16 protein-coding genes and 1 pseudogene are annotated in these 18352 nt (G+C 41.7%); 14 read left to right on the top strand and 3 right to left on the bottom strand.

Annotation, left to right across the window (positions count from 1 at the left end):
* The first annotated feature begins 22 nt into the window (after positions 1-22).
* Entirely contained in the window at positions 23-1147 is a 1125-nt protein-coding gene (locus JMW90_RS05740) for an S-(hydroxymethyl)glutathione dehydrogenase/class III alcohol dehydrogenase (RefSeq protein WP_201562109.1), read from the top strand.
* Between the two features lie 157 nt (positions 1148-1304).
* Here the strand turns inward: JMW90_RS05740 and JMW90_RS05735 are convergent, their stop codons facing one another.
* Together JMW90_RS05735 and JMW90_RS05730 are read right to left on the bottom strand one after the other, a co-directional pair.
* Positions 1305-1442, bottom strand: coding sequence for a hypothetical protein (locus tag JMW90_RS05735; protein WP_201562108.1), 138 nt, complete (start codon positions 1440-1442; stop codon positions 1305-1307).
* Between the two features lie 102 nt (positions 1443-1544).
* A complete protein-coding gene (locus JMW90_RS05730) occupies positions 1545-2213 on the bottom strand; it encodes a DsbA family oxidoreductase (protein ID WP_201562107.1) in 669 nt (222 codons plus the stop codon).
* Between the two features lie 293 nt (positions 2214-2506).
* Here JMW90_RS05730 and JMW90_RS05725 point away from each other — a divergent pair, with 293 nt between their 5' ends.
* The 6 genes from JMW90_RS05725 to JMW90_RS05700 all read left to right on the top strand — a co-directional run bounded on the left by JMW90_RS05725 (position 2507) and on the right by JMW90_RS05700 (position 11511).
* Positions 2507-3091 carry a GNAT family N-acetyltransferase gene (locus JMW90_RS05725; RefSeq protein ID WP_227691874.1) on the top strand — a complete coding sequence of 195 codons (585 nt, stop codon included), beginning with the start codon at positions 2507-2509 and terminating at the stop codon, positions 3089-3091.
* 871 nt (positions 3092-3962) lie between these two features.
* Positions 3963-5309: an NADP-specific glutamate dehydrogenase gene (gene gdhA, locus JMW90_RS05720; protein ID WP_201562106.1), complete on the top strand. Its 1347-nt coding sequence runs from the start codon at positions 3963-3965 to the stop codon at positions 5307-5309.
* 482 nt (positions 5310-5791) lie between these two features.
* Positions 5792-7630: a glycosyltransferase family 2 protein gene (locus tag JMW90_RS05715; RefSeq protein ID WP_201562105.1), complete on the top strand. Its 1839-nt coding sequence runs from the start codon at positions 5792-5794 to the stop codon at positions 7628-7630.
* A gap of 235 nt (positions 7631-7865) precedes the next feature.
* Positions 7866-9071, top strand: coding sequence for a glycosyltransferase (locus tag JMW90_RS05710; protein ID WP_201562104.1), 1206 nt, complete (start codon positions 7866-7868; stop codon positions 9069-9071).
* A 98-nt stretch (positions 9072-9169) separates the two neighbouring features.
* A complete protein-coding gene (locus JMW90_RS05705) occupies positions 9170-10438 on the top strand; it encodes a hypothetical protein (RefSeq protein WP_201562103.1) in 1269 nt (422 codons plus the stop codon).
* 50 nt (positions 10439-10488) lie between these two features.
* Complete coding sequence (locus JMW90_RS05700; RefSeq protein ID WP_201562102.1) at positions 10489-11511, top strand: glycosyltransferase family 2 protein; 1023 nt, start codon at positions 10489-10491, stop codon at positions 11509-11511.
* A 37-nt stretch (positions 11512-11548) separates the two neighbouring features.
* Here JMW90_RS05700 and JMW90_RS05695 read toward each other — a convergent pair whose 3' ends face one another.
* Entirely contained in the window at positions 11549-12343 is a 795-nt protein-coding gene (locus JMW90_RS05695) for a hypothetical protein (protein WP_201562101.1), read from the bottom strand.
* 521 nt (positions 12344-12864) lie between these two features.
* Here JMW90_RS05695 and JMW90_RS05690 point away from each other — a divergent pair.
* From JMW90_RS05690 to JMW90_RS14050, 7 genes and pseudogenes are all read left to right on the top strand, one after another.
* On the top strand, positions 12865-13701 hold the full coding sequence (locus JMW90_RS05690) for an amino acid ABC transporter substrate-binding protein (protein WP_201562100.1): 837 nt from the start codon (positions 12865-12867) through the stop codon (positions 13699-13701).
* Positions 13701-14438, top strand: coding sequence for an amino acid ABC transporter permease (locus JMW90_RS05685; RefSeq protein ID WP_276529652.1), 738 nt, complete (start codon positions 13701-13703; stop codon positions 14436-14438). Before JMW90_RS05690 ends, JMW90_RS05685 begins: the two co-directional genes overlap by 1 nt.
* A gap of 69 nt (positions 14439-14507) precedes the next feature.
* Complete coding sequence (locus JMW90_RS05680) at positions 14508-15251, top strand: amino acid ABC transporter ATP-binding protein (protein WP_201562099.1); 744 nt, start codon at positions 14508-14510, stop codon at positions 15249-15251.
* A gap of 524 nt (positions 15252-15775) precedes the next feature.
* Positions 15776-16780 carry a TerC family protein gene (locus JMW90_RS05675; RefSeq protein ID WP_201562098.1) on the top strand — a complete coding sequence of 335 codons (1005 nt, stop codon included), beginning with the start codon at positions 15776-15778 and terminating at the stop codon, positions 16778-16780.
* 444 nt (positions 16781-17224) lie between these two features.
* Positions 17225-17749, top strand: coding sequence for a TIGR00645 family protein (locus JMW90_RS05670; protein WP_181718276.1), 525 nt, complete (start codon positions 17225-17227; stop codon positions 17747-17749).
* 58 nt (positions 17750-17807) lie between these two features.
* On the top strand, positions 17808-18032 hold the full coding sequence (locus tag JMW90_RS05665) for an MgtC/SapB family protein (RefSeq protein ID WP_265089224.1): 225 nt from the start codon (positions 17808-17810) through the stop codon (positions 18030-18032).
* 249 nt (positions 18033-18281) lie between these two features.
* A pseudogene (locus JMW90_RS14050) lies at positions 18282-18352 on the top strand (transposase); the annotation flags it as partial.

Raw genomic sequence — 18352 nt, 5'->3', positions numbered from 1 at the left:
ACTATTAAAAAGAGAGACTTTTATGTCAGACAAATTTATTAAGTCCAAAGCCGCCATTGCATGGGCTCCTAATCAGCCATTATCGATTGAAGAAGTAGACGTGATGCTACCGCGCAAAGGTGAAGTATTGGTCAAAATAATTGCCAGCGGCGTCTGCCATACTGATGCGTTTACCTTATCTGGTGAAGATCCAGAAGGTGTTTTCCCAGCGATTTTAGGTCATGAAGGTGGTGGTATCGTTGAACAAATCGGCGAAGGCGTCACCAGCGTGCAAGTTGGCGATCATGTCATTCCTTTGTATACCGCAGAATGTGGCGAATGTAAGTTCTGTACTTCAGGTAAAACCAACTTATGCTCAGCGGTACGTGAGACCCAAGGTAAAGGCTTGATGCCTGATGGCACCACGCGTTTTTATAAAGATGGTGAGCCAATTTACCATTATATGGGTTGTTCAACCTTCTCTGAATATACGGTATTACCAGAGATATCTTTAGCCAAAGTTGACGCCAATGCACCGTTAGAAAAAGTTTGCTTGCTAGGTTGTGGCGTCACTACTGGTCTTGGCGCAGTCATGAATACGGCTAAGGTTGAAGAAGGCGCGACCGTTGCTGTTTTCGGTCTTGGTGGTATTGGCTTAGCGGCTATTATCGGTGCAAAAATGGCAAAAGCCAGTCGTATTATCGGTATTGATATCAACGAAGATAAATTTGAGCTCGCCAAAAAGCTAGGCGCAACTGATTGTATCAACTCTAAAGATTATGACAAGCCTATCCAAGAGGTCATCGTTGAGATGACTGATGGCGGCGTAGATTATTCATTTGAGTGTATCGGTAATGTCGATGTTATGCGTTCAGCGCTTGAGTGCTGCCATAAAGGCTGGGGCGAGTCGGTCATCATTGGTGTCGCTGGTGCGGGCAAGGAAATCTCAACCCGTCCCTTCCAGCTAGTAACTGGTCGCGTCTGGCGTGGTTCTGCATTTGGCGGCGTCAAAGGTCGTTCAGAGCTGCCAGGTTATGTCGATCGTTATATGCAAGGTGATATCCCATTAAATGACTTTATCACTCATACGATGCCATTAGAAAACATCAATGAAGCCTTTGATTTGATGCATAAGGGTGAGAGTATCCGTACGGTTATTCATTTTTAAGCATCAGTCTTAACAATAGCAGTGATATCACTAGTGCTATGAGATAGAAAATATAAAAATGCCGTTCCTAGATTGGAGCGGCATTCATATATAGTCAGTAAAAAGTAATATCGACATATTATGTACTGCGGGTATCAATTTTTCTTGCTTGCTGTAGCTAGCCGACAGAGGCTACAAAAAATTTATACCCGCAGCACCGTAGCGTTTTTAGAGTATTTTGACTATAAAGGCTTAATTTATCTAAAACGAGGGCTTCTGCTGCATCTGATAGGGTGATTGGTTTGTCTTTATTCATATAAAACATCCTAATAGACAGATTCGGCATTGCAATGTTTATGCTCTGCCTAAGTTTCCTCTGAGTTTTACTAAAATGCTTGAAAAGAGTTAAACGTTCAATTTACTCTTTCATATTGGCTAATTGCTCTAAAATATCGACATAATTTTCCACGCCTTGCGCGCCGCTAACCAAGTGCTGCTCATCAAAAATGATGGCAGGGACGCTTTGAATACCTTGCCGCTGCCAATGCTGCTCTACCTCACGTATGTCATTGGCAAAGCGCTGGTCTTCTAAAACCGCTAACGCTTCTTTGCTATCTAACCCAATCTCTGCAGCAATATCGGCAAGTACCCTGATATCAGAGAGGTTTCTATTATCGGTGAAATGCGCGGTAAATAATGCCTGTTTTAACTCATGCATGTGTCCTTGCTGCTCAGCCCAATGCAAAAGCTGATGCAGATTAAAGGTATTGTGCATACGCAAGTCATCAGTAAAATTAAACTCAAAGCCGACCTCAGAACCTGCCTCGGCTATTCTGGCACGGCTGGCATCGGACTCGGCTTGGCTTGAACCATATTTCTCCATGATATGCTCACGCATATTCTGACCCTCGCTTGGCATATTAGGGTTTAGCTCAAACGGATGCCATTGTATCTCATGGGCAGTATGGGTCTGCTCTAATGCTGCTGCCAGCTGACGATAGCCGACGACACACCAAGGGCAAACCACGTCTGATACGATATCGATGCGTAGTGGCTGCTCTAATATTAACTGTTTTGAATTTTCCATATCTTCCACCTAATTTATTGTCTGTTTTTGATTTAACGAAGTGCTGTTTGAGGCACGCTTCTTTTATGCCAAGCTGACTAGAACCAATATACTTATTCAATGATACTTATTCAACGATACTTATCAAACGATACTTATCAAACGATACTAGGAGAAAGGCTAGATGATTACAATGGCTGCTAAGTTACTAATGATAACTAGCAGCCATAATCATTAGCCATAATGATTATGGATTCTTAAACTGGGTAGCCATAATAAGAATAGCTTGAAAAATTATATCAACAGGCAATTTAATGAGTGTTATAGAGTATCCGATGAAATCCTATATAGAAACAGAGCGTCTTTATCTTAGACAATGGCAAGCGAGCGATTTTGTAGTATTTGCTGCTATGAATGCTGATCCAGAAGTGATGAAGTATTTCCCTAAGTTATTATCAGCGACAGTGAGCGATATCATTGCAAATAAATGCCAGCAGCTGATTGAAGAGAACGGTTGGGGATTTTGGGCGCTCAGCTTAAAAGAGGGTTCAGACAATAATGATGCCTTTATTGGTTTTGTCGGCTTAAATCAGACACATGCTGAGATGTCTTTTGCTCCCTGTGTTGAGATTGCTTGGCGACTGCGTAAGGAGTTTTGGGGACAAGGCTATGCAACTGAAGCCGCTCGTGCGTCTTTAGGTTTTGCTTTCAGCGAGCTGGCGCTTGATGAGGTGGTTGCATTTACTGCTGTGATTAATCAGCGCTCACAACTGCTTATGGCGCGTATTGGCATGACTGATACGCAAGACAATTTTTATCATCCTGCGCTTGAGTCAAATCATCGGCTCGCTGAGCATGTGCTATATAAGCTCAATCGGCAGCAGTGGCAGGCAGTTTAAGCAGCTCTAGAATAAGCGTTGCCACGTCAAAAGAGAATGCTTTGATGTGTTACTATAGTCCGTTCAAAATAAAAGCGATACGATTGTAATAACGTGCTGTTGGCTATAATTTTTTCTTGCTTGCTGTTCGCAGGCGTGACAGAGGCTGCAAAAAATTTATAGCCAACAGCACTGTATCGTTTTTTAAATGAATCGAATCTATCTCATTGTGAATGGCTATTCTATTATTTAAAGGTGCTGACGACTTATTGCATATAGACAGTGTGCAATACCTTAAATAATTTTTATAAGACAGGGTGCCTATTTTCATTTAAAGTGTTATTGATAAAGCGATTGATGGCTAGATGCGGTATCAAACAGCATTGATGTTTCTTTAATAGCATTTATCACATCATTTTTGCCAGTGACAATAAAAGCTGCATACCTCGAACGCGCTCTGCATTGACGCCTGTTGGCAGTGCTAATGAAATCATTGTTCATTGTTCATTGTTAAAGGCAAATGCTTCAATATTTGCTTGAGTCGTCTAAAACTTTCTGAGCTAAGCGCCTTTTTTTCATTATTAAGTTTTTGCTACGCACTATTTTCAGATATGATAAAAACCTATCCATAACTTTTGATGATGCCGATATTTAATAGACTTACCCATCAAGAAAAATAATATAAAGTTATGAGATAAAAATAGTTCGGGCTTATTTATCATGATTTAGAGGCGCAAATCGTTGGATTCTAATCCCACCAGTTGTTATACCAAACAGCATATAGCAGCGACATCAATTCTACTTCTACGCTTACTATCCTATCGTTTGCGGGCATACGATAAAGCGCCGATATAGATCAGCACTATTTTAATTTCTACCTTAAGGAGCTTATATGAGTATCAGTCAGGCAATCGAAAAAATCGAAGCACGTTATGCCCATCAACCTGAGTTTATTCAGGCAGTAAAAGAAGTTGCAATCACGATTGCTCCACTATATGACGCTCATCCCGAATATGATACTTTTAAAGTTTTTGAGCGCCTTGTTGAGCCTGACCGTGTGATGGGATTTCGTATCAATTGGGAAGACGATAAAGGTAAAGTACAGGTCAATCGCGGCTGGCGTGTCCAGTTTAGTAATGCGTTAGGTCCTTACAAAGGTGGTATTAGATTTCACCCAACCGTCAATCAATCGGTTTTGAAATTCTTAGGCTTTGAGCAAATCTTTAAAAATGCTTTGACAGGCTTACCGATGGGCGGCGCTAAAGGTGGTTCTGACTTTGATCCAAAAGGCAAATCAGACACTGAAATACGTCGTTTTTGCTATGCCTTTATGCGTGAGCTGCATCCATATATCAATAAAGATACCGACGTGCCAGCTGGTGATATCGGCGTCGGCGGACGTGAAATCAGCTATATGTTTGCCATGTATAAGAATCTGACGCGCGAATACGGCGGTGTATTGACCGGTAAAGGCGTGGGTTTTGGCGGTAGTTTGATGCGTACAGAAGCGACGGGCTATGGCGCAGTTTACTTCTTAGAAAATATGCTAACGGCTCAAAACGAAAATATTAAAGGTAAAAAGGTATTGGTTTCAGGTGCGGGTAACGTCTCCTTACATGCTGCTGAAAAAGCTCATATGCTGGGCGGTGTTGTGGTCACCGTATCTGACTCACAAGGTACCTTGTATGATGAGGCGGGCTTAAATCAAGAAAAGATCAACTGGCTAAAAGCGCAGAAAACAAAAAGCCAGCCATTAGCGGATTACGTTGCTGTCTATGGTGGTGAATGGTTCGCTGGACAAAAGCCTTGGCATATCAAAGGTGATATCGCCATCCCATCAGCCACGCAAAACGAAGTGAATGAGGATGACGCTAAGCTGATGGTTGAAAACGGCATTAAATATGTGGTTGAAGGGGCTAATATGCCATTGACTGCAGGAGCAATTGATCATGTCCGCTTGCACCGTGTGCACTATGCTCCGGGTAAAGCGGCGAATGCAGGAGGCGTAGCAGTATCTGGTCTTGAGATGTCACAGAACTCAGTACGTCAGTACAAAACTTTTGAAGAGATCGATGCGCGTTTAAAAGACATTATGAAAAATATTCATGACGGTGCTGCTGAAGCCTCAGAAAAATACCATCAAACTGATAAAGGCTATATCGATTATATGACTGGTGCCAATATCGTCGGCTTTAAACGTGTTGCCGATGCCTTAGTCGCTTATGGTATCTTAAACTAACCTATGGTATTTTAAGCTAAGACGATAAATTCTCTTAGCTTTTCCACTCTAGTTTTAAATACCGCTTCTATCTCTAATAGGATAGCGGCGGTATTTTTTTGTGTAAAAAATATTTGGCATTTTTTAAAAGGACGCTTACTAAAGTTTTTTGGCTTATAAGCACCTAATTTATAACTGTTTTTACATTTTTTACCTGAAGTTACATTAATCTATTTTATTAGACAGATTATAAATAATCATTGTTCGTCCTTTTGGCTATTATCAATTCTCTAGGTTTATTTTGGCTTACCTAAAGTTGTCAGCTATAGCATCGATATAGTCGATTCATTTTAAAAACGATACAGTGCTGTTGGCTATAAATTTTTTGCAGCCTCTGTCACGCCTGCGAACAGCAAGCAAGAAAAAATTATAGCCAATAGCACGTTATTACAATCGTATCTCTTTTATTCTGAACTGACTATACATTCATCAAAGGATTAACCATGACCGTCCATAAGGGAGTCCATACTGGCATAAGCTCAATTTTTTTGAGCTCAATTCCTGTGATGAGAAATAGGCTAAATGCTTATTTATTTAGCGATGGCATTCTTAGCGATCAGACTCCTAACGATAGTACGCTTAGCGACGATAAAAGCGATTTCAATGCTTTGAGAGGCAACTTATCAAAATATGCCGTACCAAAAACTGGCTTATATAAAGTTGGCTTATATAAAAATAGGACATTAAAAGGTAATCGTGCTCTAAAAGATTATAGTGATATTGATGGCTATGCTGGTATTAAAGACCATGCTAGAGAGGCTATAAATATTCATATGGATTGCCGCGATCATACCTCAAAAAACTCTGTCCGTTTAAGCTTTCAATTGATGACCTGTGCTGAACCGGCAGAGATGGTGATTGAGACGATTAAGTCGTTATTAGCAATCAAAGCAGGCGACGATGAGATTTTAATTGTCGATAATAATAATACTCAAACAACGCTCTACAAGCCATTAGCTCAGTTCTGCGCCAGTCTTGATGCGCGTCACAATGTACATTTTTATCATATCGATTCAGTAGCAGGTTTCAAAGCTGGTGCACTTAATTTAGCATTGGGGCTTATGGATCCCAATTGCAGCCATATAGTGGTAGTCGATAGTGACTATCAGGCGCTACCAAAAGCGCGAACATCGATTGCCAATGCTATCGAGCGCTATCCGACCCATGCGTTATTGCAGTTTCCACAATTTTATCGTGACGCGGGGCGAGTCGATATTCATAGCGAGTTAAACCACTATTTCAATCACCATTTATACCGTCCGTTTAATCGCAAACGTGCGCTATCGACTGGGACTTATGCGGTCATTCGCCGACGTGCGTTATTGGATTTAGGCGGTTGGTCAAGTGCGTCGATTACCGAGGACGCGCAGATGGGAGTACTGATGCATAGTCGCGGCTTGCGTAGTCAATTCATCCCTGAGGTCATCGCGACAGGTTTGCTGCCGACTACCTTACACGACCTGATGAGCCAGCGTCAGCGCTGGATTTACGGCAACATGCAGGTGCTTAATACGTATTTTTCTACTGCGACATTCTTTTCTACTGGGTCATCAAACTTACCTTCAACAAGTTTACCCGCCACAAACTTATCCGCTACAAAAAAGAAACTCAGTGAGCGTTTAGCTTATACGCGTGCACATTTATCTCAGCTTAGTGCTTGGGTGAACTTTACCGGTATCTTTATCGTATTGCAGCTAGTGACGTTGCTCATGATTATAGCTGCGCTATTATTTACCGCCAGTTTGAATCTACATGATTTTCTCGCTCTGCTATACATCGTGTATGCGAGCTACGCAATATTTTTGGTCAGACGTTTATGGGCGTATATGAAAGATGGTGCCCCGCTTAATCAACAAACCAACAATGGCGCTGCGCCAAGTGTGGCTAGACGTTTGCGCGCTTGGGCAGTACATTTAAATTTTTGGGAGCTGGGTGCTTTATCATGGTGGCCAGTGCTGTGGGGACAAGAAAAACCATTCATCTGTACGCCGAAGCAACAGTGTGTGCGTACACGCAAATCAGTATATGTGGCTAACCTGATAGCACTGCCCAAATTGCTACTCACATTAAATGTGATAACAGCCATTATCGTATCGCCATTTTCACCATTATATTCGCCGCTATTATTCGGCTGTGCAATGGTGGTTTGTCTGCTAAAACTTTGGGCTGCCAAGGTGATGGTCGCTAATTACGGTTACGAAAAGATTAGTATTGAAAATAAAGTAGTAGCGGATAACCACTTAGTTGTTAAGAAACCATCCCAGTCTCGCGTCACAACATAACGTATTTATTTTATTTGGTATCAGCTATAGCTATGATTTTTAGCTTGATTTAATACCTGTTAATTTATCCATATAGTTAAAATATCTCAAAAACGCTACAGTGCTGCTGGTATAAATTTTTTGCAGCCTCTGTCTGCATAGGCACAGCAAGCTAGAAAAATTAATCTCAGCAGTACTTGATGTATCGATATTACTTTTCTCTGACTATATTTACTTCATTTATACTGGACTCGTCATGCAATCTAGCCCTGAGTTTAATTTCTCAAACATCATTGATAGTAATGTCAAAAAAACGAAAACGCCATTACGCATTGCTATTATTGCCCATTGTCTGTACCCAATCGCGCAGCCATATGCAGGTGGTCTTGAAATGATTACCCAGCTTATTTGCGATGAATTGGTCGCTCAAGGACATGAGGTATTACTTTATGCGCATGCGGATAGTCGGACAGATGCGACGCTGATACCATTCATGACACGTGTGCAGTTTGATGCGCTGGTCTACGAGGATGAGCATGACGCCGTCGGTATGAGCCGCGAAGAGCTATATCAGTATTTGGTCTATCAGCAAGCCATGCGCGATATCATCAGCCGTGATGAGCAGGGCAGGGTTGATGTGGTGCACAATCATAGCTTGCATCATATACCGATGATGCTGGGTCAAGCCTTTGGCGCGCGCTTCTTTACGACCTTTCATACCCCAATTTTTCCGCAATTGCGCTTGGCATTATTGACGCTACGTCAAGGTACGCAAACCCAGTTCACGGCGATTAGTGGTCATCAGCAGCAGCTATTTGATGAGTTCGTACCTTCCCACGTGGTCTATAACGGTATCGATGTACAGTCGTTTAAAGCCAACATGCGACCGATTGAAGAGGAAATTTACTTTTGGTATGGACGCATTTGTGTTGAGAAAGGCACACATTTGGCGATGGAGTATTGCAAAGCAGCAGGTAAACGCTTGATTATTGCAGGGCCCAAGAGCAATGAAGCATATTTTGATCAGTACGTGGCGCCATTATTAGACGAAGATAAAAGTAATGGTACGCCAGCATTATTCAATTACGTCGGTCATCTGAGTAAAGATCAAATCAACGAACACTTAAGTCAAGCCACCGCCATGCTATTTACCAGTACTTGGGATGAGCCTTATGGCTTAACCTTGGCGGAGAGTTTGGCTTGCGGTACGCCAGTCATTGGCTTTGATGTCGGTGCAAGCGCTGAGATTGTCACGCCAGCGACAGGCATTATTGTGCCCAAAGTGGATAGAGGTGCGTTTATTCAAGCGTTTGATGATATCAAACATATCTCACGCGCAGCATGTCGCCTGCGTGCTGAGCAATTCTGTTCCGTCGCCGCGATGGTCGATGGTTATCTGCAATTATATGAGCAAGCATTAGCAAGTAATGACAGTACTAAAACGCATGAATTGTCTTTTTAAGCGCTCAGTTTTAGGTTATCGATATTACAGTGCAAGTCATGTAATTTACCTATATTTAAGTGTCATTTTTTTAACTGGCAAGTTTTGGGGCACCCTTTATGCGTATCGGCTACTATGCTCATCATCATGGTTCAGGTCATTGCCGCCAAGCAGATAAGTTGGCTGCCTTACTGCCGTTTGGGTTTCGCCAGCAGATGACAGTGTTTACCAGTCTGCCCATTGATAGCTACTGTTTTAGCACCATAACTGACGAGCAAATAGTGCGGTTAAGTGCCGAGGATCAGCTGCCAGAAGATGTGATATCAGGGCGAGCTGGAGAATATTGGCAGCCGAGTAGTTTGCACTATTCACCAGTAGGTAATCGTCATGTGCAGACACGCAGCTGGCAGTTGCTCGAGCAGATCCGTCAGCGTCAGATTGACTTGATGATTATTGATGTCAGCGTCGAAGTGGCGATGCTTTGCCGTACGGCAAGCGTGCCTTATTTATACGTAAGGCTAGCAGGTGAGCGTGATGATGCGCCGCACCTGAACGCCTTTGCTGGCGCGCTTGGATTATTAGCCCCTTATCCACGCCAACTTGAAGCGGCAGTAACGCCAGACTGGGTACGCCAAAAAACGCTATATCTCGATTTTATGCCGAATAAGATAGATAAGCTGTCAACGTTTCCCGACTTTATAGATAAGCTGATCACGCTCACTACGAATGGCGATATTCATAAGCGTCTGTACTCACGTTTGGACGGTGTTAATAAATCGGCTAAAAATAACAATCACAAAGATAACAATAATAAAGATCACATAGTCACCGTTATTAAGGGGTATGGAGGTCACGATGCTATTGATGCCAAGCTCCCAGAGCTGCGCTGTGCATTACCAAATGCACTGATTGTATCGCTTGGACCTATTAATGATGAGGTGCGTGATTGTGTTGATATTGCCGCTCACGTGGATGATGTGTCACCATTTATTGCCTATAGTGATTTGCTTTTGATGGCTTGTGGTTTGAACGGTATTGCTCAAGCATATAACTATGCAACGCCACTCGTGGTATTACCAGATGAGCGCCCGCATCGTGAGCAAGAAGTCATGGCGGAGGCGCTTATTGAGCAAGGACGCGCTTTAAGTTGGGCGCAGTTTATCACTCAAACTTCAAATTTGAGTAATCAGGACACATCATCTTTTCTATCAATTAACAATGACTCAATTAGCAACGAAACTATTAATAATGAAAAGGCTGCTTTAACGGATATTCAACCTAGTATGGCGGCGCAAAATTTTATGGATAGTATTGCTGACTATGTTTCTGTTAAAGCTTGGTTTCAAGAATGGTTATTGCCGCAGTTGGGCTTAAGACCTGAAAAATAATAAGAAACCTGAAAAATAATAGGTCAATAACAAGGGTAAATAAAATATCTATGACAACGACAACCACAGCGCAAAACGCCACTCATAGTACCATTACGCATAGCACCACTCCCGTTAGCGTGCCTTTGAGTGTGATTACCACCTGCTATGGGCGCAATCGTCACCTCTCCAATCTACTCAGTAGTTTGGCGCAGGGCAGTGTACAACCAGCAGAAGTTATTATCGTTAATGACGATGCCAAGCCTGAATGTCTTGCACAATACGATTTAAATATTGTTAAGATTGCAACGACTGAGAATGGAGTAGCAGATAGCGCTTCCTTCGATATTGGTCGTAACCGTAACCTTGGCGCAGCGCGTGCCACACATGATGCTATGATTTTCTTGGATGTGGATTGTATCGTCGCGCCCACCTTTATTGAGCAGCTATATAGTAAATTACAAGCGCATCCCAACGCCTTATTGATGGGTCAACCGCGTTATTTGACGCGTCCTTTAACAGATGATGAAAGTCATCAGCTACAACAAGGAGTATTAGCGTGCGATTATTTAAACAAACTATCCGTTTTTAACCCTTATCGTGACAACTTCTATTTGCAACAGCAGGATCTAGAGCAGCAGGGTTCAAAGCAGGACACAAAGTGCTATACCTCTATTAAACAGACGCAAGATTATGGTGCGTTTTGGAGTCTTTGCTTTGCGATAATGCGCAGTCAGTTTGAGCAAATTGGCGGCTTTGATACCAGTTATGTCGGTTATGGCGCTGAAGATACGGATTTTGCTTTTATGGCGCAGGCGTCAAACATTGATTTTTATTTAACCAACGATGTGATTTATCATCAGCAGCATAGTGTTTATAGACCGCCACTCAATCATCTAGATAGCATCGTTATGAATGCCAATCGTTTTTATGAGAAATGGCAGCATTGGCCAATGTCGGGATGGTTAGCAGAGTTTGCGCAGCTGCAATTAATTGATTGGCGAGATATGCAGACAGTGCCGATTGGTATCAATCGACAGCCAAGTGCCGCTGAGGTTACAGCGGCGCACTATCCGGATGCGCCTTATGTCTAGATATGGTTTATAAGTTCATTTTATTGATACTGATTTATTAATACTGACGAATAATCTCAACACTATCAAACGGCGTGGCAAGCTCTCGTCTCTCAAATGCCCAATTATGCCCTTCCCAAAAGTGTGCGGTTCTATCCTCATCATTAAAGCCTAACATGACTATGGAGAGCGGCGTCTCAACGTCTTGTCGCTGTTGCACTTCTAAGCGCGCTGCTAATAATAGCCGATATAATAGAAATCCTGAGGTCGGCGCGGATGAATGAATATCAGCAAAAATAGGATAATCCGCTACCACACTATGCTGCTCTGATAGCACGCGACAATGCTCATCGCTATGCAGCAAATCATTTAGTAGTTTTGGGATATCTAGTATTCGGCTGGCTGTGATTGGATCATCATTAGGGTTTGGATCGTCAGCTGGCAGGGGAAACTGATAATCAGTGTTTCCAAACAATATGCCTAATGGTGCCTGCTTTGCCATATCTAACATGGCAGTCAAATTATTACTACGAGGCGGTAGTCCAAAATGCAACGCGCTGTCGCCAATTTGCCTAAAAAATAACAATTTTGGTAAATCTCGGACGATAGGATTGTTAGCGAAAAAATCAGCATGGATAAAGTCATTAAACAAAACCAACATATCTGTCGGCTGCAATAGCGCCTCTAAGCTCGCTGTATTTATTGAGGGATTATTGGCAATTAAGACAATACGCTGCTGTTGTAACAGCACTTGTTGTATGATGCTTGGCAAGGTATTGAAAGCAGCAGCCGAGGTGTCTGGTTGATCGTAATTATTGTTATAAAGTAAATTTTGTAACGTGTTTCGCATCATTAATTATGGTCTCAATATTGGGAGATTCAGAGAAGGCAATACCAAGACTAGTATAACGTTTATCAGCTTAAATTAATATATAAAACAAGGGCTTATATGTTAATTATGGCTATGCCTGATGACAGCATACTTTTTAGAACACCACCTAATAATCTTACGCATGCTCACTGTTTTTGTACGTTTATTCTTTCTGAAGTGCGTTAGTATATGACTTAGCTACTGTTTGCCTTTTAAGTTTGCCTTTTAAGCTTGCTACTCAACTGACTATAAGTATGAGCGCTGACTAGCAACTCTAATTAAACATGAATATTACTGGAAAAATGCTTAAAAATTAAACCTAATGCCAAAAGTAGCATTGAAAAATAGGCTTACTATCCTCAAATTGAGCAACCAAAGACAAAAATAATAGAACATAGGCTTTATCGCCCTCTCTATATTTCATGAGTTAGTTATTTTTTTGCTTATATAGTTTTGCTCCAGTTATATTTTTGTATTATTCATTCATCTTATAAGGATGCCTTATGAAACGTCGTAACCTTTTAGCCCTCGCTGCCAGTACGATACTGCTTGCCGCTTGTGGTCAGTCTAACACCAATGAAACCGATACCAATGCGACGGACAGTACCGCGACAGGTGGCTCTGATTTGCTGCAACGTATCAATAATGGTGGCACCATCAACGTTGGTACTGAAGGTACTTATCCACCGTTCACTTACCATGATGAGAGTGGCAAGCTGACGGGTTATGATGTTGAAGTGACTCGTGCAGTCGCTGATAAATTGGGCGTTGAGGTGGAATTTAAGGAAACTCAGTGGGATGCCATGCTGGCAGGCTTAGACTCAAAACGTTTCGATATGGTGGCCAACCAAGTCAGCTTAACGACGCCTGAACGTCTAGCCAAATACGATAAATCTACCGCCTATAGCTGGTCAGGCGCCGTCGTACTAGCACCGACTGACGACAATCGTTATAGCTCGTGGGAAGCTTTGAAAGGCTTACGTTCAGCACAGTCGCTAAGCAGTAATTATGGGGAGTTGGCAGAACGCTACGAAGCCGAAATCGTCCCTGTTGATGGTATGGCACAAGCGATTCAATTGGTCAAACAAGACCGCGCTGACTTCACAATGAATGACAATCTGGCGATATTGGATTATCTTAAAAAATTCCCAGACAGTGCCCTTGAGATTAAATTGGTCGCTCCAGCCAGTGAGCAGACGGGTTCAGGCATCGTATTGTTAAAAGGCGATGATGCTGTGGTGGCAAAATTAGATGAAGCAATGGCAGCATTAAAAGCCGATGGTACATTGACCAAGCTGAGCGAAGAATTCTTTGGTGCTGATATAAGTCAACAAAAATAATGCTAGCTTCTATCACGTCAGTGCTGGCTGAATTACTGGCATTATTGCCATTTATGGATCCGGATCGGGCGCAAATTGTCATAACCTCGTTTTGGCCAATGCTCAAAGGCGGTATCTATTATTCGATACCGCTGGCGTTGATCTCATTTGCGATTGGTATGGCAATTGCGCTGTCGGTGGCGCTCATTCGTATCGTGCCACGTGCTAGTTGGTGGCATGAGATTGTTTATCGGCTCGCGCGGATTTATGTCTCTGCGATTCGTGGGACACCTATGCTCGTGCAGCTGTTTATTATCTTTTATGGATTACCTAGTGTCGGGCTTAAGCTTGATCCGTTTCCTTCAGCGATTATTGCCTTCTCATTAAACATTGGCGCTTACGCATCAGAGACGGTACGCGCCTCGATTTTATCTATTCCAAAAGGTCAATGGGAAGCAGGCTCAACGGTCGGGTTAACCTACCTACAAACCTTCCGCCATGTGATTTTGCCGCAAGCGCTTAGGGTATCGGTACCGCCGTTATCCAATACTTTCATCAGCCTAGTAAAAGACACTTCATTAGCCTCATTGGTACTGGTAACGGAGCTGTTTAAACAAGCTCAAATTATCACGGCGCGTAACTATGAGTTTATGTTGGTTTATACCGAAGCGGCAGTGATTTATTGGGGTATTTGTTTATTTTTAACCTTTATTCAAGGTAAGCTTGAGACCAGACTTGATCGCTACGTAGCGAAATAGCTAAGTACGAAATAGCTTTTTGACTGATTGCAGAACAGCTTCAGCATCATCCGCACAACAGGAACCTTTATGATCAAAGTCACCAACATTCACAAAGCCTTTGGCAGCAATCAAGTGCTTAAAGGCATCGACTTGACTATTAATAAAGGCAAAGTGGTCGTAATATTAGGGCCGTCTGGGTCAGGTAAAACGACTTTTTTACGTTGTCTTAATGCATTGGAAATTCCAGATCAAGGCGTTATTGCTTTTGACGATGGCAGTTTGATGGTAGATTTTGCCACTAAGCCTAAGAAAAAAACCTTACTGGCACTGCAACGTAAGTCGGGCATGGTATTTCAGTCTTATAATTTATTTCCGCACAAGACTGCACTTGAGAATTTAATGCTTGGGCCGACCGTCGTACAAGGACAAAGTAAAGCTCAAGCCCGCGAGCAGGCTTTAGTGTTATTGGAAAAGGTTGGTCTGTCAGATAAAGCGGATCTTTATCCGTTTCAGCTATCTGGTGGTCAGCAGCAGCGTATTGGTATTGCCCGTGCGCTTGCGATTGAGCCGTCCTTATTGTTGTTCGATGAACCAACGTCCGCGCTTGATCCTGAGCTGGTACAAGATGTCCTTGAGACGATGAAAAAATTGGCCTCTGAAGGCTGGACGATGGTCGTAGTCACGCATGAGATTAATTTTGCTCGCGATGTTGCAGATCATGTGGTGTTAATTGAAGATGGTGTTGTCGTCGAAGAGGGCAGCGCCAAGCAGTTATTTGAGGATTCAGAACATCCTCGTACGCAGGCATTTTTGCAGCGCATTCAGCTGTAAGCCGCTTATTCAGTGGTAATGTACTAAGCTATAAAAAAATCATCAGTCGCGCGGCTGATGATTTTTTTTGGCTCATTCCTCATTTTTATCAGCATTAGACCGTTTGTATAAGTCTGCATTGTTTACGTTCTAAAATATTTTACTATAATGACTGTTATGGGAATGAGCATGGTTCCCTAGTGAGGACTTGAGTATTCGGCTGTAGGCGAATGATAGAAACGATCTTAATCCCTGAGATAGTTTTAGTGTACTTCGTTGTGTACACGTAGTGAGTTTTATTATTATTATTATTATTTTCCATAAGCGCTGCTATAGGAACAACGAGCATTATTATTGAGCCGCCGGATCAAAACAACCCAAGTTTGTTTGTACGGATTTGACGGCAGCGGACATAATTAATGTAGGTGAAAATAAGTAAAATGTGTATATTAAAGTTTCTTTTTAAGGTTCTGTTACTAGTATGAGTGCATACCAATTGGAACCAAATAGAATCTGATCCCTGTTGTCTATACTTAAGGAATATTGTGGAAACCATCGGCACCCCTTGGCTATATGCCATTTTTTTTGCAATGGTCGCAGTCATGCTGCTGATCGACTTTTTAGGCTTTAAGCATACAGATCCGCCAGAGAATTCCGATGTAAACGCAGTACAAGATGAGCACCAACCTGTATCTATTAAATTGGCTGCACTATGGAGTATCGCTTGGGTCAGTGTATCTGCTTTATTCGCAGGCGGATTATGGTGGTATTTAAATACAAATTTGGGTACGGCAGTTGCTAACCAAAAAACCTTAGAGTTTGTAACTGGTTATTTAATCGAAAAATCCCTAGCGATTGATAACGTGTTCGTCTGGCTTATGATTTTTGGCGCGTTTGCTGTTCCACCTGCGTTGCAGCGTCGTATACTATTATACGGCGTGATAGGCGCTATTGTTTTACGTACTATTTTTATTCTTGCAGGCGCATGGCTAATCCAAGAGTTTTCATGGGTACTTTATATCTTTGGTGCGTTTTTGGTTTATACCGGTTATAAGTTTTTAAAAGGTGGCCACGACGAACCTGTCGACCTTGAAGAAATGAAGCTATTAAAATGGCTGCGTAGACATATGCGCATTACGTCCACGCTGCGAGGCGAAAAGTTTTTAGTACGTGAAAACGGTCTATTGTGGGCGACACCCATGTTAGTAGTGTTAATTTTAGTCGAAATTTCTGATGTTGTTTTTGCAGTTGATTCTATTCCTGCTATTTTTGCCATTACCACCGACCCATTCATTGTTTTAACTGCTAACTTATTCGCTATTTTGGGTTTGCGTGCTATGTTCTTCCTGTTAGCTGGCGCAGCAGCCACAATGCACTACTTACCATATGGGCTAGGCGTGATTATGACCTTTATTGGTATAAAAATGCTTCTACTTGATCTTTATCATGTTCCAATTGCAGCTTCTTTAGGCTTTATTGCAATAGTGCTAATTATTACTGCATGGATGTCATGGCGTTATGCTAAAAATAATCCGCAGGCGCAGATATAAGCAATTATAGGACTAACTAGGTAGGTACTTAATATTAAGTTGGTACTGGACGTATTATTGGTTCCCTTGGGTTATACCTCAATGGAACCGCCTTAAACGATCTTTTTCTATTCAAAGTCATTCGTCATAAACCCTGTTAAGGGAATACGTTCGATGCGCTATACAGGCATTGAACTGCCATTGTTAAATATAAATTTAATGATCATGGAATCGCCAGGATGAATAATTTACCTAAACTCTTTCATGATATGGGTTGTATCTCTTTTATTCTGGATTTACTATATATTGATAACCTTAAGAAAAAAAGGCTGTATCTTAAAGCGTTATTAATGACAGGTTATATCAAGCAACTGGTACAACCTATTTTCTCTCAAGTATCACTCTCTATTACTTAAAATAATCATCACCCTTTATAACGCATATTGCTAAAAATAAGAGATACCCATGCTAAAGAAAGCTGAATACACATTAGAAAAAACCATATTTAATAGTCGCTGGTTACTCGCACCATTTTATTTGGGGTTAGTGATCGGTATCATTTTATTGTTTATCAAATTTTTCCAAGAACTATGGTATATGATCATCCATGTGTTTAGTGCTTCTGAAGCTGATGTCATAGTGGGCATACTGATTCTTATAGACATATCATTGGTTGCAAGCTTATTGCTCATCATCATATTTAGTGGCTATGAAATCTTTGTCTCAAAGATTGATACCGCTAATCATGAGGATCGTCCTGAATGGATGGGAAAAATCGATTTTTCTGGTCTAAAACTTAAAGTCATCGGTGCCATTGTTGCCATTTCTGCCATTGATCTTCTGAAGTCATTTATGGATATACCCAAAGAGATGAGCGATGGCGATGCTGATAGATTAATGTGGAAAGTGATCATCCACATGACGTTTGTATTCTCTGGCTTATTATTTGCAGTTATGGATAAGATTGTTGGTGATACCAAAAAACATTAAAGACATGTTTTAATCCATCTGTTTTAGCAGATTACTGTTTTCGACATACAGTACAAAATTGAAATCTATATGGCTGAATATAAATCGTTGTGGTGGGGGTGCTATTTCTAAAGGCAGTGATAGTGTAAAAGGAACGGCGACGGCGGCAAGTTTATGGAATACCGCTGCTATTGGCATTTCAGTGGCCTATGGGCGGTATGAGATCGCAATAATATTGTCGGTCGTTAATTTTTTAATCCTGCAATTCTCGGATCCATTTAAGGTAAAAAGTAAGCTGGAGTAGCTATTCTATTTGATTCCAATTGGTATACCTCAAGGGAACCAGTCATTTCACCCCTCAAACCTATTAACAGACTACTTAAAACAGACTGGTATAATAGAACCACTTATATTAGAGTGTGTTTGATGATTCGTAAATAGGTATTGCTAAGGCACCGACTTATACAAGAAGTCTATTACTAAAATGAGGATACGCCGAGCCTTTCCTAAAAAGTGTGTAACTGCTTATAATCCACTAACAGGAGAATAAGCAATGACTACTCAATCTGACATTAAAAAACTGGCCGAGCAAATGGCTGGTAGCATGAACAGCTTTGATGACAT

The sequence above is a fragment of the Psychrobacter glacincola genome (assembly GCF_904846215.1).
GTDB classification, from domain to species: Bacteria; Pseudomonadota; Gammaproteobacteria; order Pseudomonadales; family Moraxellaceae; genus Psychrobacter; species Psychrobacter glacincola.
This window is presented reverse-complemented; position numbering and strand designations above follow the sequence as displayed.